This window comes from Enterococcus sp. C102(2024) (genome assembly GCF_040888205.1).
GTDB classification, from domain to species: domain Bacteria; phylum Bacillota; class Bacilli; order Lactobacillales; family Enterococcaceae; genus Enterococcus; species Enterococcus faecalis.
Genome location: NZ_JBFOHH010000001.1, coordinates 603,123 through 625,430 on the forward strand (window position 1 = coordinate 603,123; position 22,308 = coordinate 625,430).

The 22,308-nt window shown below is 37.6% G+C and carries 25 protein-coding genes; 5 read left to right on the forward strand and 20 right to left on the reverse strand.

Annotation, left to right across the window (positions count from 1 at the left end; all coding sequences use genetic code 11):
• Positions 1-3: 3 nt before the first annotated feature.
• The 7 genes from AB3I34_RS02950 to ptb all read right to left on the reverse strand — a co-directional run bounded on the left by AB3I34_RS02950 (position 4) and on the right by ptb (position 7,871).
• On the reverse strand, positions 4-1,056 hold the full coding sequence (locus tag AB3I34_RS02950; RefSeq protein WP_002384478.1) for a PTS sugar transporter subunit IIC: 1,053 nt from the start codon (positions 1,054-1,056) through the stop codon (positions 4-6).
• A 144-nt stretch (positions 1,057-1,200) separates the two neighbouring features.
• Positions 1,201-2,499 carry a dihydrolipoamide acetyltransferase family protein gene (locus AB3I34_RS02955; protein ID WP_010712487.1) on the reverse strand — a complete coding sequence of 433 codons (1,299 nt, stop codon included), beginning with the start codon at positions 2,497-2,499 and terminating at the stop codon, positions 1,201-1,203.
• Between the two features lie 23 nt (positions 2,500-2,522).
• Positions 2,523-3,509, reverse strand: a complete 987-nt coding sequence (locus AB3I34_RS02960; RefSeq protein ID WP_085444247.1) for an alpha-ketoacid dehydrogenase subunit beta — start codon at positions 3,507-3,509, stop codon at positions 2,523-2,525.
• Positions 3,510-3,530: 21 nt separating this feature from the next.
• A complete protein-coding gene (locus AB3I34_RS02965) occupies positions 3,531-4,523 on the reverse strand; it encodes a thiamine pyrophosphate-dependent dehydrogenase E1 component subunit alpha (protein WP_025189383.1) in 993 nt (330 codons plus the stop codon).
• Between the two features lie 10 nt (positions 4,524-4,533).
• The gene (lpdA, locus tag AB3I34_RS02970; protein WP_010712489.1) at positions 4,534-5,943 is read right to left on the reverse strand and encodes a dihydrolipoyl dehydrogenase; all 1,410 of its coding nucleotides are present in this window, start codon (positions 5,941-5,943) and stop codon (positions 4,534-4,536) included.
• Positions 5,944-5,948: 5 nt separating this feature from the next.
• Positions 5,949-7,031 carry a butyrate kinase gene (gene buk, locus AB3I34_RS02975; protein WP_010712490.1) on the reverse strand — a complete coding sequence of 361 codons (1,083 nt, stop codon included), beginning with the start codon at positions 7,029-7,031 and terminating at the stop codon, positions 5,949-5,951.
• Positions 7,032-7,049: 18 nt separating this feature from the next.
• Positions 7,050-7,871, reverse strand: coding sequence for a branched-chain phosphotransacylase (gene ptb, locus AB3I34_RS02980; RefSeq protein ID WP_010712491.1), 822 nt, complete (start codon positions 7,869-7,871; stop codon positions 7,050-7,052).
• Positions 7,872-8,153: 282 nt separating this feature from the next.
• On the opposite strand from ptb, the gene AB3I34_RS02985 reads away from it, so the two are divergent.
• Positions 8,154-9,188 carry a YdcF family protein gene (locus AB3I34_RS02985; RefSeq protein ID WP_010712492.1) on the forward strand — a complete coding sequence of 345 codons (1,035 nt, stop codon included), beginning with the start codon at positions 8,154-8,156 and terminating at the stop codon, positions 9,186-9,188.
• A gap of 59 nt (positions 9,189-9,247) precedes the next feature.
• Here the strand turns inward: AB3I34_RS02985 and AB3I34_RS02990 are convergent, their stop codons facing one another.
• Both AB3I34_RS02990 and AB3I34_RS02995 read right to left on the reverse strand, forming a co-directional pair.
• Positions 9,248-9,970, reverse strand: coding sequence for a TraX family protein (locus tag AB3I34_RS02990; protein WP_010712493.1), 723 nt, complete (start codon positions 9,968-9,970; stop codon positions 9,248-9,250).
• A 104-nt stretch (positions 9,971-10,074) separates the two neighbouring features.
• On the reverse strand, positions 10,075-10,773 hold the full coding sequence (locus tag AB3I34_RS02995; protein WP_002369341.1) for a hypothetical protein: 699 nt from the start codon (positions 10,771-10,773) through the stop codon (positions 10,075-10,077).
• Positions 10,774-11,023: 250 nt separating this feature from the next.
• On the opposite strand from AB3I34_RS02995, the gene AB3I34_RS03000 reads away from it, so the two are divergent.
• From AB3I34_RS03000 to AB3I34_RS03015, 4 genes are all read left to right on the forward strand, one after another.
• The gene (locus AB3I34_RS03000; protein WP_010712494.1) at positions 11,024-11,818 is read left to right on the forward strand and encodes an SDR family NAD(P)-dependent oxidoreductase; all 795 of its coding nucleotides are present in this window, start codon (positions 11,024-11,026) and stop codon (positions 11,816-11,818) included.
• 128 nt (positions 11,819-11,946) lie between these two features.
• Positions 11,947-12,375, forward strand: a complete 429-nt coding sequence (locus AB3I34_RS03005) for a MarR family winged helix-turn-helix transcriptional regulator (protein WP_002374757.1) — start codon at positions 11,947-11,949, stop codon at positions 12,373-12,375.
• A gap of 10 nt (positions 12,376-12,385) precedes the next feature.
• The gene (locus AB3I34_RS03010) at positions 12,386-13,348 is read left to right on the forward strand and encodes a ring-cleaving dioxygenase (protein WP_075582696.1); all 963 of its coding nucleotides are present in this window, start codon (positions 12,386-12,388) and stop codon (positions 13,346-13,348) included.
• 13 nt (positions 13,349-13,361) lie between these two features.
• The gene (locus AB3I34_RS03015; protein WP_010712496.1) at positions 13,362-13,964 is read left to right on the forward strand and encodes an alpha/beta hydrolase; all 603 of its coding nucleotides are present in this window, start codon (positions 13,362-13,364) and stop codon (positions 13,962-13,964) included.
• 79 nt (positions 13,965-14,043) lie between these two features.
• On the opposite strand, the gene AB3I34_RS03020 is transcribed toward AB3I34_RS03015, so the two are convergent.
• The 11 genes from AB3I34_RS03020 to AB3I34_RS03070 all read right to left on the reverse strand — a co-directional run bounded on the left by AB3I34_RS03020 (position 14,044) and on the right by AB3I34_RS03070 (position 22,307).
• Positions 14,044-15,012, reverse strand: a complete 969-nt coding sequence (locus AB3I34_RS03020; protein ID WP_002385882.1) for an NADP-dependent oxidoreductase — start codon at positions 15,010-15,012, stop codon at positions 14,044-14,046.
• A 113-nt stretch (positions 15,013-15,125) separates the two neighbouring features.
• On the reverse strand, positions 15,126-15,857 hold the full coding sequence (locus AB3I34_RS03025) for a hypothetical protein (protein WP_010712497.1): 732 nt from the start codon (positions 15,855-15,857) through the stop codon (positions 15,126-15,128).
• Between the two features lies 1 nt (position 15,858).
• Positions 15,859-16,713 (reverse strand): ATP-binding cassette domain-containing protein, encoded by an 855-nt coding sequence (locus AB3I34_RS03030; protein WP_002361884.1) that lies wholly within the window; start codon positions 16,711-16,713, stop codon positions 15,859-15,861.
• Positions 16,710-17,078, reverse strand: a complete 369-nt coding sequence (locus AB3I34_RS03035; protein WP_002365712.1) for a GntR family transcriptional regulator — start codon at positions 17,076-17,078, stop codon at positions 16,710-16,712. The genes AB3I34_RS03030 and AB3I34_RS03035 overlap by 4 nt, the downstream gene beginning before the upstream one ends.
• A gap of 148 nt (positions 17,079-17,226) precedes the next feature.
• Positions 17,227-17,676, reverse strand: a complete 450-nt coding sequence (locus AB3I34_RS03040) for a hypothetical protein (protein ID WP_002371090.1) — start codon at positions 17,674-17,676, stop codon at positions 17,227-17,229.
• Positions 17,677-17,790: 114 nt separating this feature from the next.
• Positions 17,791-18,345, reverse strand: coding sequence for a signal peptidase I (lepB, locus tag AB3I34_RS03045; protein WP_002382369.1), 555 nt, complete (start codon positions 18,343-18,345; stop codon positions 17,791-17,793).
• An 18-nt stretch (positions 18,346-18,363) separates the two neighbouring features.
• The gene (locus tag AB3I34_RS03050; RefSeq protein WP_162784102.1) at positions 18,364-19,806 is read right to left on the reverse strand and encodes a S41 family peptidase; all 1,443 of its coding nucleotides are present in this window, start codon (positions 19,804-19,806) and stop codon (positions 18,364-18,366) included.
• 199 nt (positions 19,807-20,005) lie between these two features.
• Positions 20,006-20,224: a YozE family protein gene (locus AB3I34_RS03055; RefSeq protein ID WP_002364020.1), complete on the reverse strand. Its 219-nt coding sequence runs from the start codon at positions 20,222-20,224 to the stop codon at positions 20,006-20,008.
• 5 nt (positions 20,225-20,229) lie between these two features.
• The gene (gene msrA, locus AB3I34_RS03060) at positions 20,230-20,745 is read right to left on the reverse strand and encodes a peptide-methionine (S)-S-oxide reductase MsrA (RefSeq protein ID WP_002357448.1); all 516 of its coding nucleotides are present in this window, start codon (positions 20,743-20,745) and stop codon (positions 20,230-20,232) included.
• 16 nt (positions 20,746-20,761) lie between these two features.
• On the reverse strand, positions 20,762-21,415 hold the full coding sequence (locus AB3I34_RS03065; protein WP_002357446.1) for a YpmS family protein: 654 nt from the start codon (positions 21,413-21,415) through the stop codon (positions 20,762-20,764).
• On the reverse strand, positions 21,408-22,307 hold the full coding sequence (locus AB3I34_RS03070; RefSeq protein WP_162784103.1) for an SGNH/GDSL hydrolase family protein: 900 nt from the start codon (positions 22,305-22,307) through the stop codon (positions 21,408-21,410). Before AB3I34_RS03070 ends, AB3I34_RS03065 begins: the two co-directional genes overlap by 8 nt.
• Position 22,308 lies beyond the last annotated feature (1 nt).

The window sequence follows — 22,308 nt, forward strand, 5'->3', positions numbered from 1 at the left end:
AATCTAGCCTTGATAAGCAAAGACGACTTTACTATCATAAAGTTTCAACACTTTTTCAAATAAGAATTTCGAGAACAAACCTGCGACAATTGGAACAACAAACCAAGAAAAGAGTAAGGGTAAGATCCCTAAGCCCGCATCCAATGAAGCAAGTGGTCCCACGAGTCCAACCAAGCCAAATCCAGCCGATTGTGGGGTTCCTGAAATGTTGAATAGAACCACAGGAATTGCTGAAATAGTCGCTGTAAATAAACAAGGAATTAAAATAATTGGGTATTTAAATAAGTTAGGCATCATCATTTTCATGCCGCCCAAAGAGACAGCCAACGTCACTCCCGATTGGTTGACATTCCAAGAATTAATCACAAGAACAACAGTTGTGGCTGCAATTCCCATTGCAGCAGCACCTGCAGACAAGCCATTCAACTGAATCGCCAAACCGATTGCCACAGTAGTGATTGGCGAAATAATCAGTGCAGCAAATGAACAAGCAATTAAAATACTCATGATAATTGGCTGAAAATCAGTAAAATTGTTAATCACTTTCCCGATGGCGACCGTGATTTGTGTCACATATGGGTAAATCAACATGCCAAACAAACCTGCACCTACTCCAACAACAATCGGTAAAGCAATGATTTCCACTGAACCGAATTTTTTATCGATGACTAATAAAAGTAAGACTGCAACAGAAGCGGTAATCATAATATTAATGATGTCACCAGTGCCTGCACCAATAAAGCCTTTCACTTCTGAATTAAATTTAATCACGCCAGAACCAGCAAATGCTGCACCGCCAGCAATCATCATTTTCTGTGGCGTTAAGCCAAATTGAAAAGCAATCAGTCCACCAATAATTAAAGGGGTGGCTAGTTGGAAAATTTGCGCCGCATGAATAATCATTTCGATAATCTTGTATTCTGCAAAATATTTTAAAATGGCTCCTAATACAGCATTGGGAATTAAGGCGATAATGGTGCCGGAAGCTGTTCCAGCTAACACTTTGTTAAAAAATATTCTTGGGGTTAATTGAGCATCCAGTTTATCAGTGGGCATTTTCCACACTCCTATTGATTATTTTTATTTTTTTAGAATAAGTTTGAGAATGATTGAACTTTCTGTTAGATAAAGAGCGGCCTCAAAGAAGAGCGCTTATTTCTTTGAGGCGCTTTTTATTCAACTTAAGCAAGAAACGATTTTTTAATAAACATCCGTATCCGCATTATATTTCGCTAAATTATCTTTAACATCTCGCAAGAACTTACCTGCTTGTTGTCCATCTAAAATTCGATGATCAATAGAAAGACATAAATTAACCATATCTGCCACTTTAAAGCCTCCATCTGCGGTTGGCACAAGGCGTTTATTAATTGACTCTACTTGTAATATCGCAGCTTGTGGATGGTTAATAATTCCCATCGATTGGACGGAACCTAGTGTTCCAGTATTATTAAGAGTAAAGGTCCCTCCTTGCATTTCCTTGCTTGCCAGCGTTCCTTGTCGGACTTCTTGTGCCAAGCGATTGATTTCTTTAGCTAGCCCTGCAATCGAATAGTTATCCGCTTGTTGAATCACTGGCACATAAAGATGCTCGTCTGTCGTTACAGCTATGGATAAATTAACATCTTTATGATAAATAATTGAGCCATCATCCCAAGATGTATTGATTTTTGGATTTTTCTTTAACGCTTGAATGACTGCTTTGGCAAAAAATGGGAAGAAGCTTAGAGATAGGCCCTCTTGTTGTTTAAATTCATCTTTTAATGAATTTCTAAGTTGGACTAAGTTGGTCACATCCGCTTCCACCATTAACCAAGCGTGAGGGATTTCGTTGACGCTTTGGACCATTTTTTTAGCAATTGCTTTACGTACAGGATCTGCAGAGACAATTTTATCTGTGGTTGTTTCAGTTGGACTAGCTATTGCGGCGCTTTCATTTTGCGAAGCAACTGGCTCCTCTGAAATTGAAGGGCTAGTTCCTGGACTCACTGCTTGCTCAGGTGTTCTTGCCTGTGTTGGTGTAAAGTTTGTAACATCTTTTCTAGTAATTCGACCATCACGACCTGTCCCTGTAACTTGTGTTAAATCAATCTTTTTTTCTTGGGCAATTTTAAGGACTGCTGGGGAATAACGACCATTATTTTTTTGATGGGGCGTCGCAGTACTTGTTGTTGCAGCGGTTTCATGTTCTTGTGTTTGTTCCGCACTTGCTTCTTTCACTGGTGCTAAAGTAGCTACTTCTGTTTCTGCGGTTGTTTCTTCTGTCTCTAACGTCATCACCGCTGTTCCGATAGGCACATCTGTATCTAGAGAAATCAGAAATTCTTTTACTACGCCATCAAAATCTGATGGGACTTCCGTGGTGACTTTATCAGAAACGACTTCCATTAAGGGATCATAGCGTTTCACTGAATCCCCTGGTTTAACTAACCATTGAACAATGGCTGCCTCTGTGACACTTTCGCCTAGGTGAGGCATTTTGATTTCTTTTGTGGCCATTTATTTTTTCCTCCTTGCTTCAATTAAAATTCTGCTAATTCTTTCATTGCTGCTAATACTTGCTCTTCATTGATTAAAAATTCTCTTTCTAAAGGTAATGCATAAGGCATGCTTGGACAATCAGGTCCTGCAAGTCTTTGGATCGGTGCATCTAAATCAAAGAGAGAATCTTCTGAAATCATTGCCGCAATTTCACTCATCACGCTGCCTTCTTTATTGTCTTCTGTTACGAGTAAGACCTTCCCTGTTTTCTTAGCTGCAGCCACTAATGTTTCGCGATCTAAAGGATATAACGAGCGAACATCGACGATTTCGGCATCAATTCCTTCAGCGGCTAGTTTTTCCGCCGCAGCTAAAGCTAATTGCAAGGTCATGCCGTAACTAATCACGGTTAAATCACTACCCGTTCTAACGACATTGGCTTTGTCAATTGGTACGATATAATCATCTGCAGGCACTTCATCTTTTAGTAAACGATATAAACGCTTATGTTCGTAAAAAATGACTGGATCATCGGAACGAATCGCTGCTTTAATCATCCCTTTTGCATCATAAGGATTAGAGGGGGTCACAACTCTTAATCCTGGTTGTCCACAAAAAACTTTTTCTGTAGACTGAGAATGATACAGCCCACCACGAACACCGCCGCCATAAGGGGTCCGATAAACGATCGGCGCAGTCCAATCGCCTTTTGTTCTATAGCGCATTGTCCGAGCCTCTGATAACAATTGATTGGTTGCAGGCAAAATGTAATCCGCAAATTGAAATTCACCAATTGCGCGATAGCCCATTAAACCTAAGCCGACAGCTAAACCACCAATTAAGCCTTCTGTTAACGGTGTATTAAAACAACGCTCGTCACCGTATTTAGCAGCCAAGCCCTTTGTTACACCGAACACGCCGCCTTTGTCGCCCCCGACATCTTCCCCAAAAATAACTACTTTTTCATCACGAGCCATTTCTTCAGAAATTCCTAAGTTAATTGCTTCTAAATAAGTCATCTCAGCCATTATATTTCTTCTCCTCTTCTCTTATTTTGCATACACTTCTTCTAAAATTGATGTCGGTACAGGATCTGGCATTGCTTCTGCTTCATCCGTTGCTTGATTGATTTCTGCACGAATTTCTTCATCAATTTTGGCAATGTCTTCGTCTGTTAAATAGCCCTCTTCTAATAATTGTTTTTCAAAAAGCTTCACTGCATCGTTCTTTTTCATCTCTTCAATTTCTTCTTTTGAACGATAAACAGATTGATCATCATCAGCGGAATGAGAAGTCAAGCGAGAAACCATTAATTCAATCAATTTTGGTCCTTTTTTCCCGCGAGCCGCTTTTACTGCTTCTTTAAATGCTAGATAGACTGCAGTAAAATCACTACCATCAACGGTCACACCTTCAAAGCCATAAGCTTTCGCGCGATCGGCCATTCGTTTATTGGCATACTGTTCTTCAATTGGGACAGAAATCGCATATTCATTATTTTCAACAACAAAAATGACTGGTAATTTTTTTACGCCTGCAAAGTTCATAGCTTCTTGGACTTCTCCTTGATTGGCAGAGCCTTCCCCAGTGGTGGCCAATGCAACAAAATCAGCTTTTTGAAGTTGCGCTGCATAACCAACACCTGTCGCTAATGGCATTTGTGTACTTACTGTTGAAGAGAAGGAAACAATATTATGCTCTTTTGAACCATAATGATTCGGCATTTGACGACCATGGGAAGAAGGATCCGCTTCTTTTCCAAAAGAACCCATTAAAATATCTTTGGAGGTCATGCCCCAAACCAAGCACGCGGTCATATCACGATAATACGGTAAAAAATAATCTTTTTGAGGATCAAAAGCCATCGCCATCGCTACTTGTGCAACTTCTGCCCCTTGACCAGAAATATTGAAAGAGGTCTTACCAATCCTTGTTAATTGCCACAACCGTTCGTCTAAACGACGTCCTCTTAGTACTTCACGATATGCCTGAATCAATTCTTCTTTTGATAAACCTGATTTTTTAAGCGCTTTCATTTTCATCAACCTTTCTCTATTTGTGAATCGCTAAGCCATAAGTATCTAAGGCTGCTTCTTGCAATACTTCTGTCATTGTTGGATGCGCATGGATTGCTTCACCAATTTCAATGGGCGCGGCATCTAAATACATGGCAGTACTTGCTTCGGCAATTAAATCCGTGACATGTGGCCCAATCATAGAAACCCCTAATAAATCATCGGTCTTCTTGTCACGAATTACTTCTATAAAGCCATCTGTTTCTCCATAAACAAGTGATTTACCATTACCATTAAAATTAAAGGTACCAATCACTACTTCTTTATCTGCTGGTAAAGTTTCTCTAGTATAGCCGACACTTGCTATTTCAGGATTTGTATAAACACCTCGAGGCACGTTTGTATAATTTAAAGGTTCAACTGTCTCGCCTAAAAGATGCTGAACAGCTAACTCTCCTTCTTTCATAGCCACATGTGCTAGTTGGAGTGTATCGATACAATCACCAATCGCATAAATATGTCCTTCTGTGGTTTGATAAAATTCATTTACTTCAATGCCTTTGTCAGTATATTTCACTGAGGTATTCTGTAACCCTAACTTATTGATATTGGGTTGACGCCCAATTGCTACCATGACTTTGTCAACAGCGAGGCTTTCTTGTCCTGCAACTTCTACTTGAACCTTCTGCCCGGTAACTTTCGCTTCTTGGACTTTGCTACCTAATAAAATGTTAATTCCTCGTTGCTCTAAACGTTTCTTTAATTCTTTAGAAATTGTTGTACTCTCATTTATAAGTAAACGATCCAAAAATTCAATGATAGTTACGTTGACACCTAAACTATTTAATAAAGAAGCCCACTCGACACCAATAACGCCACCTCCAATAATTGCAATTGATTCTGGTAGCTCTTCTAATTCAAGCATCCCATCAGAAGATAAGATAAATTCTTCATCCAGTGGCAAATTAGGTAACGTTTTAGGACTAGAGCCTGTCGCAATAATGACATTTTTAGGAACGATAATTTCTTCTTCCCGTGTTGGATCATTAAACGTAACTGCCACTGCGCCAGAGACTGGTGAAAAAATAGAGGGACCTAAAATCGCACCTTCGCCTGCTAAAATTTTGATTTTATTTTTCTTGCATAAGCCTTCAACACCTTTGTGTAACTGCTCAATAATTCCTTCTTTCCGTTGTTGTATTTTAGAAAAATCAATGGACGCTGCCTCTGTTTCAATCCCAAAAGAAGCCGCTTGTTTTAAGGTATCAAAAACCTCTGCGCTTCTTAATAAAGCTTTTGTAGGGATACAGCCTTTGTGCAAACAAGTGCCACCTAATTTGTATTTTTCAACAATTGTCACGTTTAGCCCTTTTTGTGCGGCTCGAATTGCTGCTACATAGCCTCCTGTTCCGCCACCTAAAATCAGTAAATCTGTTTGTTCCGCCATTTTGATCACTCCTGCTCAATTTTTGCTTCACTATAATTTAAAGCTTGTTCTTCCCCTGTTAATACTCGATTGACGCCTTCATATAAAGCAGCCATCTCCATTTCACCTGGGTAAACCTTAATTGGTGCAATCCAAGTGACTTTTTGACTAATTTCTTGAACAACGGTTTGCGAATAGGCTGCACCCCCTGTTAAAATAATTGCATCAATTGTGCCTTCAAGAACCACGGCCATCTCGCCAATACTTTTTGCGATTTGGTAACACATTCCTTTTAAATAGTAACTTGCTGTTTGATCACCTGCAGCTATTTGTGCTTGAATATGCCGTAAATCTGTTTCACCTAGGTATGATTTAAGACCGCTATTCCCCGCAATTAGCTTTTTCACTTCGCTAATCGTTAACTCCTGTTCAAGTATCCATTGCGCAAATTCAACGAGCGGTAAGGCACCACTGCGTTCAGGCGTATAAGGACCTTCACCATCAAGTCCATTTACCACATCCACCATGCGGCCTTTTTGATGCGCCCCCAAGCTAATGCCCCCACCTAAATGAACAACGATAAAATTGCTTTGCTCATATGTTTTCCCTAAATCCTCAGCGATTTTTCGAGCGACCGCTTTTTGATTTAAGGCGTGACCAACGCTACGCCGGTGAATGCCTTTTAATCCGGAAATCCTGGCTAATGGCTGTAGCTCATCTACAACAACAGGATCGACAATAAAGGCTGGCACGTGATATTTTTCTGCAAACTCATTAGCTAAAATCGCCCCTAAATTTGAAGCATGGGTATTAAAGCGTTCTGTCCGCAAGTCTTCTAGCATTTGTTGATCGACAAGATACGTACCGCCAGGAATAGGCTTAAGCAAACCACCACGCCCCACGACAGCGGCTAATTGTGTGATGTTATGTGTTTCTAAAAATTCCGCGATCATTTGTTTTCGAAATGATGTTTGACTGACAACATTTTCAAAAGGTGCCAATTCTTGGACGCTATGTCTAAGCGTTTCTTCCGCCAAGCAATCATGATTAGCAAAAAGCGCTAACTTAGTGGAGGTCGAGCCAGGATTAATAACCAATACTGTTTCCATTGTTTTCTGCTCCTTTTTTTAAACTTGTCTCATGGCAAATCTTAATGAATGGAATTTGCTTTCTGTTGAATCGCTTCTAGATGTTAAAACGACTGGGACTTTTGTGCCAACAATCGTTCCTCCCACCTTGGCGTGCCCAAACAAGGTTAATGATTTGTATAAACAATTGCCAACATCAATAGTTGGGACCACTAAAATATCTGCATCCCCCATGATAGGACCGCTGTAACGTTTATGCGCAACCGCTTCTTCAGAGGTCGCTAAATCAAGCGAAAGTGGCCCAAAAACCGTAGCCTCTTGTTGATCATTAAAATGTGCCGTGACTTCTTTTGCTAAAACAGACGAAGGCATTTTAGGATTAAAATTTTCCGCTGCGCTTAACAAAGCAATTTTCGGGTGGTGCAGTCCCAATTTTTGGGCGACTTCTTTAGCATTTGCAACAATTTCAATGAGTGTCGCTTGAGTGGGGGCGATATTCATCGCACAATCGGTTAACAAGAAGGTTTTTCCCGCAGGCAGCTCCACCATTGCTACATGGGAAAGAATCGGTTTATTTTTTAATTGATGCTCGCTTTTCAACATTTCTTTCAGTAATGTGTGGGTCTGAATAATTCCTTTCAATAAAATTTGTGCTTGACCGGTTGCAACTAGACTGACAGCTTCCTGCGCTACCGCGGCCTCATCTGAGCAATGAACATATTTCCAGAGATTTTCAGTATCAAGATTTTCATTTGTATCAAATACAATAAACTTCAACGGTTGCTCGGCTTCTTTTAGCGCTTTTTTAACTAGCTGTAAAATCTCTGGTTGTGAACCTCCTGCAATTGAAACAGTGATCATTTTCTCACCTCATTTTTTCTTCTTTACACTTTAAATCTACCTCAGTATGTAAGCGCATACAAATTGTTAATTTTTATGCCCTTATTAATATTTTTTATAGAGAAGGAAAAGCTTAGTAAATCAAGCTTTTCTTTCTCTAAACAATTGTTATCTAATTTACTTTTCATGAAAAAACTTCTTTTCTAAGAATGAAAGGAAAACTTATGCTTCGGCACAGCTGTTTATTCATGTCAGATTCTAAACCATGTTATACTTTAGATACTTATTTTTAGGAGGAATTAAATGGCACTACTACTATTCTTTTTGTTTATCGCCCTACTAGGATTTGGTATATTAAAAATTAATAACCGCAGTATCCTCGGCGGTATCACTCTGGCTTCTGGCACCTTATTGTCATTAGTCACCTTACTATTTATCGGACTAGACAAAATTTATTTACATTTTAAGAATGGCGACCTAATTACTTTGGCCATTGCTTATCTATTAATTCCCGCTGTGTTTATCGGTATTTGCCTTTACTTTATTTTTAACTCACGTACGATGCAAACGAAAGAAGGCAAAAGTGTCACGGCTAAATTGTCGGCGGGCTTAGGGTTGAACTTATTAATTGCTTTACCAGCCTTTCTTTATTTATTATCGATTGGCACAATGCAAGTACCCTATGTCCTTTTTCTGTTCTTACTTTTTCTATTGTTAATGGATCTTTTGCTGACCTTTCTATTTGCTGCTTACGTCTTGTATTCATGGATGTACCAAATGATTCCTTTAAAAAAAGCGGTTGATTATATCATTGTTTTAGGCTCGGGAATTCGTAGCGAGGAAGTACCTCCACTTTTGAAGAGTCGGTTAGATAAAGGGATTGAATATTATGAAAAAAATCCCACCGCTAAATTTGTAGTCAGCGGGGGGCAAGGTCCTGACGAACCTGTGGCCGAAGCTTTCGCAATGAAAAAATATTTGCTTTCACAAAATATTCCTGCAGAAGCAATTTTGATGGAGGACCAATCCACAACTACTTATGAAAATATGTTGTTTTCTAAAGCAATAATTCAGGCGGATTGGCAAAAGATGCCGTCTGATTCTAAACAACCCTCTGTTATTTTTTCAACAAATAACTATCATGTCTTACGAGGAGCTATGTATGCCCATCGTGTCGGCTTAAAAGCTGAAGGTGTCGGGGCGCCAACTGCCTTATATTTTTTACCAACTGCTCTAATCCGAGAATACATTGCCTTACTGGTTCATGATAAGCGAATTGTGCTTTTTGTTTTTCTACTTGTCACTCTTCTTTTAGGAATCAGTATCTTACCCATCTAAAAAAATAGTGACTCACATTTTTGTGAGCCGCTGTTTTTATTCTTTTAATATAAAAAGGTTTAATGAACGTAATTGGCTATCAATGCAATCAGCCATAAATGAAGCGGATAGAATCCGTAAAATAAATATTTGAAAAATGGTGTTTTGCTCCCTCTCTCACCATTGTAAAGCGATATAAATGGTAACACAGTGATAAACATAAAATCAGAATTATAAGCTAACATTTCAATTGTCGTTGGCCAATCTCCCAACCATTGAAAACTTGTAACTAAGAAAAAGAGCGCTAATGCACCATATAAACAGTTCCGTAAGACAAGTCTCTTTCTGGCTAGATACGTAATCAACATAAAAGGTAACATCACAATGCCACCTTCAGCAAACATTGCTCCTATTCCTAAAATTGCTAATATACTAATCAATAAAACAATTTTTAAACTGATTTTTGGCATCTCTAGCATCGCTTTTGTCACAATTAACATACTGACACCAAGGGCTAAGGTGAAGAAAATATTGTTGTGAACAGCGACAGCTGGATTATTCACTAAATGATTTAGAAGCGTATTTCCAACAAACATGATTGCTGCCCAAATATACAAACGACCATTGTAGCGATAAACATTCCGTGTATAGTTGAAACCTTCTACAGCCATGTAACCAAAAAACACACCGACACAACGAGTAATTACATGAAAAATCAGTGCCCATTCTGGCGGAACAAAATAACTAATATGGTCAAGAACCATTAACCCCATCATCAATAACTTTAAGCGATTTGCGTTCATGAATCGTCTCCTTTATTTTTTCTACAGAAACTATCATATCTTTTTATATAACAGAAAACAACGAACATTCTTGTTAGATTCAACCATTCTTTTTGTCACTTTCGTTAAACTTGGTACCGCAAAGATAAATCTTCAAATAAATAATGTTGGTATTTAAATTGTTCAAAATGAATTTTTCGAATTTCTTGCTTAATGGCTGTTAAGCATTCATCGACCGTCATCAATGATTCTTCTTTCAGAAGCGCCTCTTCTATTAATAATTTGCATTGGCAATCAATCAATAAAAGTTGACTATAAAATGTGTAAAATGTTTCTTTATTTAATTTTTCAATCAAATTTTTAGCTTGATTCTGTAGCTTTTGATAACATTTGGTCAATTTTTGGTAATCCATTAAATCAACTAACTGACCTTGTTTTAACATGTTACTAAAGTCTAAATCCCAAAGCATTTCTTTAGTCGGCTGTTGCAATAAATAATACATGGAATGACTACTAATAATTTCAGTGGTCGGTTCTTCAATTGTTTCATAAAAAGTCACAAAATATTCTCGCTCAATCACAGTAATAATTTCTTCTTCTGAAAGCTCACAATCTTCTAAATTTTGATAGAATATCAATAATTTAATCCGCTCATCTATTTTATTCAGCGAAGCGACTAATTCAGGAAAAAGAACCGACTGACAATTTTCTACTAATTCTCTTGCCTTATTTTGTTCATTTTTATAAAAGTTGTATAACTTTTTCCGCTGTTTTAACGAGTTTAGTAAGTTATCGGGTATATTCCAGTAATATTGTTTCTTCATAGCATTCCCACTCTTCTTTTTTATGTACAATTTTACAAAATTGGTCTTAGCCAATTTCGTCTCTAGTTATTCTATCAAAAAAGTGATGCTTTTTTACTGACAATAATTACTCGTTTTACGCCCAAAAAGTGAAAATCTAGCTGTTAAGTAATTATTGGGGCTTGTTTCCCGCAGGCCGAAAAAACTTTTTCCTTTTAATAGTCCAGAAAAAGACCTACACTAGAGATAGACAAACGTTGGAGGGATTTAAATGGATTTACACTTAACGAATAAATTAGCATTAATTACTGGTTCAACCAAAGGAATTGGCAAAGCAATTGCGATTGAAATGGCTCGTGAAGGGACCGATGTCATTATCAATGGGCGCAATGAAGCCGAAGTAATCAAAGTTGTTAAAGAAATAAAAACAATGTTTCCAGACACTCATCCTCAAGCAGGGACTGCCGATATTTCCATTGAAAGTCAACGAGCTACTTTGCTTGAAAAATTCCCTAAAGTCGACATTTTAGTGAACAATATGGGGATTTTTGAGCCAATGGAATACTGGGACATCGATGACGCCACTTGGGAAAAATTTTTTACTGTGAACGTGTTGTCAGGCAATGCATTAGCAAAAGCTTATCTACCTAAAATGCTTGCACAAGATTTTGGTCGCATTATTTTCATCGCTAGCGAAGAAGCGGTGATGCCTTCTGGCGAAATGCCCCAATATAGCATGACAAAAACGATGAATCTTTCCTTAGCTAAAAGTTTATCCAACTTAACTGTCGGCACACATGTCACTGTTAACACGGTTATGCCTGGCTCAACCCTTACCGAAGGTGTAGAAAAAATGTTGGAAGATATGTACGCTGATTCAGACATTCCCAAAGAGGATTGGGAAAAAGATTTCATGAAAAATCATCGTTCTCGTTCACAAATCCAACGGCTCATTCGACCAGAAGAAATTGGTCGTTTTGTTACCTTTGTGGCCAGCCCGGATTCTTCTTCCTTCTCAGGAGAAGCCTTAAGAATCGATGGCGGCTTAGTTCCAACAATATTCTAAAATAAACAAAAAAGACAGCCAGCAAAAATTCACATTTTTTGCTGGCTGTCTTTTTAAGCATATTAATTGATTACTTACCAAAAGTAAGTTATATTTATCTCGAATTCGAAATAAAAAGAGGTGAAACAATGACCCAACAGCAAGAAGCTTTAAAAGCCTATATCGGTTTATTAAGAACCAGCCATCAACTAGAGCAACTTGCCAAGCAAGATGTCACTTGTTATGACTTAAACATTACAGAATTTTCAGTATTAGAGCTGTTACTCCATAAAGGTCCTCAGACCATCCAAAAAATTAAGGAGAAAATTTTAATTGCTAGCAGTAGCACCACTTATGTTATTGACCAATTACATAAAAAAGGCTATGTAACGCGCACCCCCAGTGAAAAAGACCGACGCATTACTTACGTTGAATTAACAGAAGCTGGAAAAACATTAATTAAAGAAATTTTCCCGACGCATGCAAAGCGAATTGCAGAAGCATTTGAACAACTCTCTTCTGAAGAATTAACACTTCTTCAAAAAACTTTACGAAAAATAACAAATGAAACGAAATGAGGAAACAATGATGAAAAAAGAAGATCAATTATTAGGAATCCACCACGTTACAGCTATGACAAGTGATGCAGAAAAAAACTATCACTTCTTTACAGACGTTTTAGGGATGCGTTTAGTCAAAAAAACAGTAAATCAAGATGATATCTATACTTACCATACCTATTTTGCTGATGATTTGGGTACACCAGGTACAACCATGACCTTTTTCGATTTTCCCAATAACCCTAAAGGATTAAAAGGAACCAATACAATTTCAAGAACAGGGTTCCGGGTTCCTTCAGATGCAGCTTTGACTTATTATGAAAATCGCTTTAATGAATTTGCGGTCAAACACACAGGTATTTCTGAAGAATTTGGCAAAAAAGTCCTTCGCTTCTGGGATTTTGATGATCAAGCGTATCAATTAATCTCTGATGAATTAAATCAGGGCGTTGCAGCGGGCACCCCTTGGAAAAAAGGACCTGTTCCAACAGAATTTGTGATTTATGGCTTAGGACCTGTCGAAATAGCTATTTCCTATTTTCATGAATTCAAAGAAGTCTTTGAAGAAATTCTAGGCTTTCACCTAGTGGCACAAGAAGGCAATCGCTATTTACTAGAAGTTGGCCAAGGTGGCAATGGTGCCCAAGTCGTTTTGGTAGACGATGATACTAGCTCACAAGCGCAACAAGGATATGGTGAAGTACATCACGTTGCATTCCGCCTAGCGGATCGTAAATCACTTGGGACTTGGCAAGCGCTCTTTGATCATTTAGGCTTACAAAACTCTGGCTATGTCGATCGTTATTATTTTGAATCATTGTATGTTCGCATTGGGCATATTTTAGTCGAATTAGCCACCGATGAACCAGGATTTATGGGGGATGAACCTTACGAAACATTAGGAGAAAAGTTATCTCTTGCGCCATTTTTAGAAAACCGTCGTGAGTATATTGAGAGTGTGATCAAGCCGTTCAATACAAAACGAGCCTAAGGAGGAAAAAAACATGCATTCAATTTTTAAAAAAGGACATCCTGAAGCACCTGTCTTTGTGCTACTTCACGGTACAGGTGGTGATGAAACATCTCTCCTACCAATTGCCCAAGAACTAAATAAACAAGCTACTGTGCTAAGTATTCGTGGTGATGTTTCAGAAAATGGAATGAATCGTTATTTTAAACGCCTAGCGGAAGGTCATTATGACTTAGAAGATCTAGAAAAACGCGGCGAGGCGCTTCATAAGTTTATTCAACAAGCCGCTAACGAGCATCAATTTTCATTGGATAAAATTATTTTTATTGGCTATTCAAATGGGGCCAATATCGCTATTCAATTATTGCTTACTCATCCCGATAGTTACCATCAAGCTGTCCTCTATCATCCCATGTTTCCTGTTGAATTGACCAATCAATCAGACTTGACCGACACTTCTGTTTTATTATCTCTAGGAGAGCATGACCCGATTGTCCCACTTCCTGAAAGTATGCGTGTGATTCAATTATTTCAGAATCATGGAGCAACCGTACAAGAGGTTTGGACACAAAGTCATCAATTAACTTATCAAGAAATTAAGGAAACACAAACTTGGTTGGCACATCTGTCCTCTTAACAAAAAAGTGGGTCCTAAGTCGAAATGGCTTAGGACCCACTTTTTCTATTTTAAGATAATTCACTGTCTGAGCTTCTTTTTATTCTGCCATTTGAACAACTATTTTACCAACTGCATGGTGCGTTTCACTGAGTGCATGTGCATCATAAATCCCTTGTCTAGAAAAAGGGAAAACTTCACCAATAATTGATTTAACTTTTCCAGCTGCCATCAAATCAGCAATTTTTTGTAATTGTTCTCCATTTGGTTGAAGCCAAATACTTTCAGCAGAAATATTTTTTTCGGCTGCCAATTGTTTATCTTCAATGCCCACAATTGAAACAAGACGACCTGTGTTTGGTTTTAAGACGGCAAAACTATTTTTTTGAACCTCACCACCCATTGTATCAAAGACCAAATCAACATCAGCTAATACCTCTGCAAAATTCGTTGTATGATAATCAATCACTTCATCTGCACCAATTTTTTTCAGTAAGGCATGATTTTTGGCGCTAGCGGTCGTGATGACATGTGCGCCCGCTTCTTTTGCTAGTTGAATCGCATAAGTACCGACCCCACCTGCACCAGCATGAATTAAAACAGTTTCTCCTTCTTTAAGGTGACCATGATCAAACAATGCTTGCCAAGCGGTTAAACCAGCCAACGGAACGGCAGCAGCTTCTTCAAAGCTAATTGTTTCAGGGATTTTTGCTAATAAATGATCATCCACAATCGTTACTTCTGCATAAGTACCAAAACGAGTAGTTTCAGGACGAGCAAAAACTTTATCGCCAACTTGCCAATCCGTTACTTGACTCCCCACCTCTGTAATCACACCAGCGACATCCCAACCAAGAATAATCGGAAAGGACCAATCAAACATCTGTTTTAAATATCCTTCACGCAATTTCCAATCAATCGGATTAATTGATGTCGCGTATTCTTTTACCAACACTTGATGTTCCGATAATTCTGGCAGTGTTACTTCTGCTTCTTCAAGTACCTCTTTACTTCCGTACTGATTAATCACAACAGCTTTCATAAACCAACTTCCTCTCATTTGTTTCATTTTTCACACTTTCAGTATACGCCTATTGCCTTCTTTTTATATAAGAATATGCTTTAGTTAAATTGAGAGAAAGTGTATTTATTATTAATCTCAATCTGTTTTAATTTAATTAGTTATGCATTTACGCGTTTAATTTCACGATGTTTATTCAATAAATAGGTCAAACCAAGATTAATGCCCACAAAGCAACTGATTGTCAGAAGAAGTGGCAGGACAGTAAAACCAGTGGATTGATAACCCACCATTGTTTGCAAGACGTGGAGCATTCTCAGGCGCATTGGTGCCCCCCCTAATTGTGCAATCGTGCCCAGTAAAATAGGAATCATTAATAACAGCAATAAAACAATGAGTTTTTTTACGCCATCTATCCGATCATTAAAGACACCTGCTAACAAGCCAAGTGAGCCGCTAAGCATTAGTAAGATAAAAAAGAGCAACCACGACATGAAAAAGTTTCCTTGCGCATAGACATCAATTAATTTCATTGATAATTGAAAATGAGAAATGAAATTGCCGCTAAATACTTTAATCAGTACAAGCACAGCCAAGGATCCAACCAAAGATAAAATAGCATTACTTACAAAATTCACCAAAAAAATTGTCCAGCGGGAAAGCCCGTTTTGAATAAACAGTTTAAAATCTGTGTTCACCCCTAAAAATGATAGTATCCCCATAAAAACCAGACAAGGAATTACTGCATCAGAGCTGACAGTATTCACGTCGTTAGAAAAGAGCAAGCCAATAAGAGGAAAAAGAATGCCGAACAAAGCATAAAAGCCAAAATAAATTGCTAAAGAACGGACTTGATAAATAACACGATACTGCAAAGCTGTTTTAAATTTCATTTTACTTTTCCTTCTTTCTATTGGTTAATTGCACAAAATATGTTTGTAAATTTAGCGGCGCAATTTGAACCTCTGCTTTTTCAGTCGGCAAGTCGCCGTACACGTAAGCCGTAACTGCTCCACCTAAAGTGTCCATGCCTAAGATTTCCAATGACTGAGTATAGCGCTCTACTTGTTCTTTCGGCCCGGAAACAATGCGACCGTTTTTCAAAATTGTTTCAATAGATTCTGCGCGAATCAATTTTCCTTGATCAATGATGATAATATCTTCTAATAAATTCGCAATTTCTTCAATCAAATGGGTGGAAATCACAAACGTACGGGGACGTTCTTGGTATGTCTCAATTAAATAAGTATAAAATAATTCCCGATGATTGGCGTCTAAACCTAAGACTGGCTCATCTAAAAAAATATACTCACAGGGGACGGATAGCGCCACTATTAGTTTAGCAATACTCCGATAACCAGTTGATAATTTTTTGAATGTCTTTTTACCGTCTAAATCAAAATCGCTTAACATTTGTTCGGCTAAAGACCAGTCAAAGGATCCATAAAAACCTTCAGTCGTTTTAAAAATATCTTTAATTTTTAACTGAGGAGGAAACAAATTATCTTCACTCATTAAGTAAATATGAGTCAAAGCAGCCTCATTATCGGTCACTGTTTCTCCCGCCAATTGAACGGAACCTGAAGTGGCAAAACTTCGATTATTTATGATATTTAATAACGTACTTTTACCAGCCCCGTTTCTGCCTAAGAGCCCATAAATCGTTTCTTTTTCAAAAGTAATTGAAATATTATCTAGTGCTTTTTTTTGATGATATTTTTTACTTACTGATTCCACCCGCAAACTCATGCTTCATACCCTCTTTCAATTAGTTGTTTTAATTGTTCAGCTGTAATCCCTAATTTTTTAGCTTCTGCGACAACTTCTAAGACTTCTTTATTTAAAAATTCTTCTTTCCGTGCACTTCTTACTCTCTCTTGAGCGCCTGGTAAAACAAACATGCCAATCCCCCGTTTCTTTTCAATCAACTGTCGTTCTACTAATAAATTCATTCCTTTTAAAACGGTGGCTGGATTGATTTGATAACTTTTTGATATTTCTGTGGTTGAGGGAATTTGTTCGCCTTCTAAGTAAGCGCCATTAAAAATTCCTTCGGCAATCTGATCGGCTACTTGCTGAAATAAAGGCTTTTCCCCCGAAAAATTAAATTCCATTTTTACACCTCGCTTAAACGGTTAACTACTTATGTAACTAACTATATATCCTAGAAATTCTTTTGTCAATAAAAAAACCATTGTTTCCAAAGAAATTTTTCTTTGAAAACAATGGCGATACTTTTGAGTTTATTGAATGGTTTCGTTCTTATAGGGTTCCATTGTATAACAATTCATCGGTTGTTTCGTTGACAATTTTTAAGCGATTTTGTTTTTTGATCAAAATACTTTTATAGGTTGTTCCTGTAGCCTTTTCTTCCATCACAAGAATGCGTTTATACTCATTATCAGTGACTTGCTTAATCGTTGTTTGATTTAAGGACGGGATTTTTTCTTTTAGCGTTTTTTCTTCCGCCAGACCTTTTAAGATTTCTGATTCTGTAGTGGAACTTGTGGATTTACTAGAATCGCTTGATACACCTTCGTTATTAGACGCACTTTCAGATGACTTGCGACTTGATTCGGTTACTTTAGGCTGTGATGATTCACTGGTATTAGTTGAATTCATTTGAGTTTGGGTTTGATTCCCACATGCACCAATCAGTAACCCAACGCCTAAGATAGAACTTGCTAAAATTGTTTTTCTAATCATTTGCATGACCTCCTACATCTATCATTACTTTAACCTTAACATTTTTCAGCTAAGAGAACAATTTTTCAGATTAGAAAAGACCACTAGTCGTTATTTAAATAAACGAACTAATGGTCTTACTTATTTAGGAATGATCTTCATATGAGTGAGTGGGTAATAAACAAATTGTGCTTTCCCTAAGATTTGATCTGCATGTATTGCACCAAAAGAACGGCTGTCTTTGGACATACGGCGATTATCACCAAGCACAAAATAGCTATCTTTAGGTAATTTTTCTTGCATTAACAATTCTTTTGAATCAAAATTCGTAGTGTAAGGCATCGTTTCATGATCTTTTTTTCTGTTTTTAGTTAAATACGGTTCAGCGATTGGCTGATTATTGACATATAATTGATCGTTTTCGTAACGCACAGCTTCTCCTGGTAAACCAATCACACGTTTAATCAGAATCGATCCTGTATCTGTTTTAAAGACCACCACATCAAACCGTTTAATGGCGGAGAATTTTTCCATCACAATCATATCTCCTTGATTCAAGGTTTTTTGCATGGAATGGCCATCCACCCGAACAGGAATCAGGAAAAATCCTCTTAAAATAAAAACGGCTACGATTGCTGGTACTAAGATTTTCAGAAAGTACATTAAATACCCAACATAATCACGTTTCTTCTTCAACTTCGTGCCACCTTTTTTCTAGTTTTTTTGAATTTCTTTGACTGCTGTATCGTAGGCAGCGTCATTTTCAAGAATTAATTTACCTAAAGTGGCTTCAATTTTTGTGGCTGTTTCATTGTCGATTTCTCCAGTTACAGGCAAGCCATTTTTCTGTTGAAGATCGCTAACCGCTGCTTTTGTTTCTGCGGTGTAGTTTGCATTGTTTTCATCAACAGGATACGCTAATACAGCTAAAATAGCATTTAAGTTCTGAATATCTTCAGATTGATCTCCTTCTTTTAGCGTTTTATCGCGAGGAATCAATTTTAAATAGGCATACTCTGGGTAATCAGCTTTGATGGTTGGTTCAATTCCTTTTTCGTTGATCCATTCGCCTTTTGGTGTTAACCATTTTAAAACAGTCAATTTTATTTCGGTTTGGTCATTTAAATCCTTCACCGTTTGGACCGTTCCTTTGCCAAATGTTTTCGTTCCAATTAGTGGGACATTCGCAGATTCATGCAGTGCTGCAGCAAAAATTTCGGATGCACTGGCACTATTGCCATCAATGATAACTGCAACAGGTTCTTTTACTTTAAAGCCGTCGTCTAATTCTTTGGAAGCAACTTCTTTCATCGTACGTCCTTTTTTGTCTTCAAATTGAACAATTGTTTCGCCATTTTTTAAAAACATACTGGCCATTCGCTCTGCTTGATCTAGCAGTCCACCAGGATTTTGGCGTACATCAATTACAAAGGATTTAGCTCCTTTGGCACGTAAATTCGTGATTGTTTCTTTCAATTCTTGATATGTTTTTTTACCAAAGGACGTAATTTTAATCGAGCCAATTTGTGCATCTTCTTTGTCTAACTCACCTGTCACTGTTTTAACGGGAATTTTCCCACGTTTGATTGAGATATTTTTAGTTTCTCCTTCTCTTTGGATAGTCAATTCAACGGAAGTTCCTTTTTTACCTCGGACTTTTGAGACGACTTCTGCTAGTTTCATCCCTTTTGTAGCTGTACCATCAACTTTTTCAATAATATCGCCTTCTTTGATTCCCGCTTTTTCAGCTGGGGAATCTGCTACAGGGGCCTCTGCTACAACTGGTTCGCCATCTTTCATTGTCATAGTGGCACCAATTCCTTCAAAATCGCCAGATAAGCTTTCATTTAAATCATTGGCAGCAGATTCATTTAGATAAGTTGAGTATGGATCTCCAATGGCTTCAGACATGCCTTTTAAGGCGCCTTCAACTAATTCATTTTTATCTACTTCACCTACATAATTGGTACTAATTTCATTATATAAATCCTGCACTTTGCTTAAATCAGCATTGGTAATTGCCCCTTCTTGAATCATCTTTTTAACACGATGATCAAAATAAATATAACTACTTCCTCCAGCTAAAAATGCGACACAGAGGAGCGAAATAATATATTGATAAAAAGGAACAGTTCGTTTGTTCTTCATAGATTTCATCTCATTTCTAACAAATTCGTCACTACTTTTGTTTACTATAACATGAATGAAAAAAGAGGTCGGGCCAGAAGCGTTTAACTCCGAGAAATAAGAAGGAATTTCCGAAAATTGTTCTTTAATTTTTGGAGAATTTCGGCTTATTTCCGAAGGAGTTGCTTCTGTTCCCGCCGTTTATCAGTTTTTGTCCCACGCTCTGGATTTATTTATTGTTTTCAAGGTACTTTTCCCATAACTCATCAAAGATGTCCATGTTGCTTAAATAGTCAGCATTCATTTCTAAATAAGAAGAAAGTTCATGATAATCCTCGGTTTGTTTTGGAAACTGAATATCTTTGGCCGCTTCATTGGCAAAATCAGTTTCAGAATCTTTAGCCGGACCTTTTAATGTCATTAAGTAATGGTAAAAGCTTCGTCTCATGTAAATTAATCACTCCATTTTTCTTCGATAAATTCACTTCTACGTTGATGGGACAATCCATAACGCAAAGCGTCTTTTTTATAAAAGTCTTGATGGTATTCTTCAGCAGGATAAAATGGTGCTGCTGGTTCGATGGTGGTAACAATTGGTTCTGTAAAACGACCACTATTAGCTAGACGTTCTTTACTTTTCTCAGCAATTTCTTTTTGTTCTTGGGAACGATAAAAAATAACTGGCCGATAATTATCGCCGCGGTCTTGAAACTGACCGAAAGCATCAGTAGGATCTGTTTGTTGCCAATAAATATCCACTAATTGTTCGTAAGAAATAATCGCTGGATCAAAAGTGATTTCTACTGCTTCCGTATGGCCTGTTGTGTGTGTTAGAACCTGTTCATATGTTGGATTAGGCACGTGCCCACCTGTATAACCCGAAACAACTGAGATAATCCCTGGTTGTGTATCAAAAGGCTGCACCATACACCAGAAACAGCCGCCTGCAAAAATTGCTTTTTCTTCCATCTCTAACACTCCTTTTTTATTTCTCTTTTGGCAAGTATATATTCATCCGAATGTCATCGTCAACTAAATTAATCTTTTCTGCTCGAACAAATAGACCATTTTGCATTCTAAACTGATCTAAACGTAATAAAACAGTTTGATCATCTGGATTGATTTCAACCCATTTAGGTAGTTTGTAAGAACGTTTAGCAAATTTCAATACTTCTTTAATTGGCAAGCCTAACGTTCCTATAGATAAACTTTTTGCTTTTAATTGTACATTACCATTCGCCATCACGTAAGGATCAAAATATAAGTAAAAAGGAATGTCATGCCCTAACACCTGAAATGTTCCATTTAATAAAGCATCATTTTCTAAATAAAATTTATATTTAATCTCCGAGCCTTTTTGAAAGTCGGCTAAATAAAAGTCAATCAGTTTGTTCACTTGTTGTTTTTTTGACTGAATGGTGACGACTGGCTCGCCTTCTTTTTCAACAATTGCTGGTATTTTCTTTAAATCTGGTTCGCGAACTTGTGTTGCTCGAAATGTCACGAAAGCTACACTACCAATGACTAAACCCACTAGAACAAGAAAAGCGATTTTCCAGGGATTTCGTTTAAGATTGGTTGGTTGTGTCTTTTTAATTGATTTACTTGTTTTTGGCTTTTCTTCATTCATTTTATTCACTACCTTCTGATTTTGTTATCCATTCTTTCTCTGTCTTGACCATTTCATCCCGGACAGCTCCGGCCATAATTTGGTAGCCAAGATTATTTGGATGGAAGCGATCTTCTTCATATAACAAATTGTTTAAATCCTCTTTGCTAGCACTACTTCCTGTAGTTTCTGAGTCGCCACCAGTTACGCCAACTTCATCGCCACGACCTTTATAGAGTAAATCATTGATAGGAATGAAATAGGCTCGTTTTTGCTCTTGAACCATTTCTTCGGTTGCTTGATTCCAGTTATCAACGATTTCTTGCATTTCTGTAATTTCGGAAAAGTTTAAGTAGAAGGGATTGTAAATTCCTAAGACATAAATAGGGGCCTTCTCGTTGTACTCTCGGATTTCTTCAAGTAGTCGTCTTACTCGGCGTTGATAGGCTTTTTGTGGACGATTGAACGAGCTGACTTTCAAGTCGAAAATATTACTACTAATTACTTTCATTAAGTCATTTCCACCAACCGTTAGCGTAATCACGTCCGCATAGGCAAGGCCCTTTTGAATTTCAGGTTTCTCTTTGATTCGTTTTAAAATTTGATCACTACGATCCCCATTTTTCCCAAAATTGTCTGTTTGAACACCGTTCAAGTTGTAGTGTTCTTTTAAATCATCTGCCACAATAGGAACAAAACCTCCACTATTCGTCAAATCGCCAATTCCTTCAGTTAAAGAATCACCGATAGCTGTATAATGAATGACTTCTTTTTGATTTTTTTGAGCAGTTGTGGCCACTTTCTCTTGCTTTAATAGTGGCTTTGCTTTGGGGATGGCCACACTTAACAATGTAAAAACACCTAGCGCAATGAGGATAGGTGTTAAGACGGTCAGCAAAATATGCTGTGTTTGTTTTTTCATC

What these genes read in the sequence shown, in the direction of transcription:
- AB3I34_RS02950 (WP_002384478.1), bottom strand. Translation starts at nt 1,056, where the DNA reads ATGCCCACTGATAAACTGGATGCTCAATTAACCCCAAGAATATTTTTT.
- AB3I34_RS02955 (WP_010712487.1), bottom strand. Translation starts at nt 2,499, where the DNA reads ATGGCCACAAAAGAAATCAAAATGCCTCACCTAGGCGAAAGTGTCACA.
- AB3I34_RS02960 (WP_085444247.1), bottom strand. Translation starts at nt 3,509, where the DNA reads ATGGCTGAGATGACTTATTTAGAAGCAATTAACTTAGGAATTTCTGAA.
- AB3I34_RS02965 (WP_025189383.1), bottom strand. Translation starts at nt 4,523, where the DNA reads ATGAAAATGAAAGCGCTTAAAAAATCAGGTTTATCAAAAGAAGAATTG.
- lpdA (WP_010712489.1), bottom strand. Translation starts at nt 5,943, where the DNA reads ATGGCGGAACAAACAGATTTACTGATTTTAGGTGGCGGAACAGGAGGC.
- buk (WP_010712490.1), bottom strand. Translation starts at nt 7,031, where the DNA reads ATGGAAACAGTATTGGTTATTAATCCTGGCTCGACCTCCACTAAGTTA.
- ptb (WP_010712491.1), bottom strand. Translation starts at nt 7,871, where the DNA reads ATGATCACTGTTTCAATTGCAGGAGGTTCACAACCAGAGATTTTACAG.
- AB3I34_RS02985 (WP_010712492.1), top strand. Translation starts at nt 8,154, where the DNA reads ATGGCACTACTACTATTCTTTTTGTTTATCGCCCTACTAGGATTTGGT.
- AB3I34_RS02990 (WP_010712493.1), bottom strand. Translation starts at nt 9,970, where the DNA reads ATGAACGCAAATCGCTTAAAGTTATTGATGATGGGGTTAATGGTTCTT.
- AB3I34_RS02995 (WP_002369341.1), bottom strand. Translation starts at nt 10,773, where the DNA reads ATGAAGAAACAATATTACTGGAATATACCCGATAACTTACTAAACTCG.
- AB3I34_RS03000 (WP_010712494.1), top strand. Translation starts at nt 11,024, where the DNA reads ATGGATTTACACTTAACGAATAAATTAGCATTAATTACTGGTTCAACC.
- AB3I34_RS03005 (WP_002374757.1), top strand. Translation starts at nt 11,947, where the DNA reads ATGACCCAACAGCAAGAAGCTTTAAAAGCCTATATCGGTTTATTAAGA.
- AB3I34_RS03010 (WP_075582696.1), top strand. Translation starts at nt 12,386, where the DNA reads ATGAAAAAAGAAGATCAATTATTAGGAATCCACCACGTTACAGCTATG.
- AB3I34_RS03015 (WP_010712496.1), top strand. Translation starts at nt 13,362, where the DNA reads ATGCATTCAATTTTTAAAAAAGGACATCCTGAAGCACCTGTCTTTGTG.
- AB3I34_RS03020 (WP_002385882.1), bottom strand. Translation starts at nt 15,012, where the DNA reads ATGAAACAAATGAGAGGAAGTTGGTTTATGAAAGCTGTTGTGATTAAT.
- AB3I34_RS03025 (WP_010712497.1), bottom strand. Translation starts at nt 15,857, where the DNA reads ATGAAATTTAAAACAGCTTTGCAGTATCGTGTTATTTATCAAGTCCGT.
- AB3I34_RS03030 (WP_002361884.1), bottom strand. Translation starts at nt 16,713, where the DNA reads ATGAGTTTGCGGGTGGAATCAGTAAGTAAAAAATATCATCAAAAAAAA.
- AB3I34_RS03035 (WP_002365712.1), bottom strand. Translation starts at nt 17,078, where the DNA reads ATGGAATTTAATTTTTCGGGGGAAAAGCCTTTATTTCAGCAAGTAGCC.
- AB3I34_RS03040 (WP_002371090.1), bottom strand. Translation starts at nt 17,676, where the DNA reads ATGCAAATGATTAGAAAAACAATTTTAGCAAGTTCTATCTTAGGCGTT.
- AB3I34_RS03050 (WP_162784102.1), bottom strand. Translation starts at nt 19,806, where the DNA reads ATGAAATCTATGAAGAACAAACGAACTGTTCCTTTTTATCAATATATT.
- AB3I34_RS03055 (WP_002364020.1), bottom strand. Translation starts at nt 20,224, where the DNA reads ATGAGACGAAGCTTTTACCATTACTTAATGACATTAAAAGGTCCGGCT.
- msrA (WP_002357448.1), bottom strand. Translation starts at nt 20,745, where the DNA reads ATGGAAGAAAAAGCAATTTTTGCAGGCGGCTGTTTCTGGTGTATGGTG.
- AB3I34_RS03070 (WP_162784103.1), bottom strand. Translation starts at nt 22,307, where the DNA reads ATGAAAAAACAAACACAGCATATTTTGCTGACCGTCTTAACACCTATC.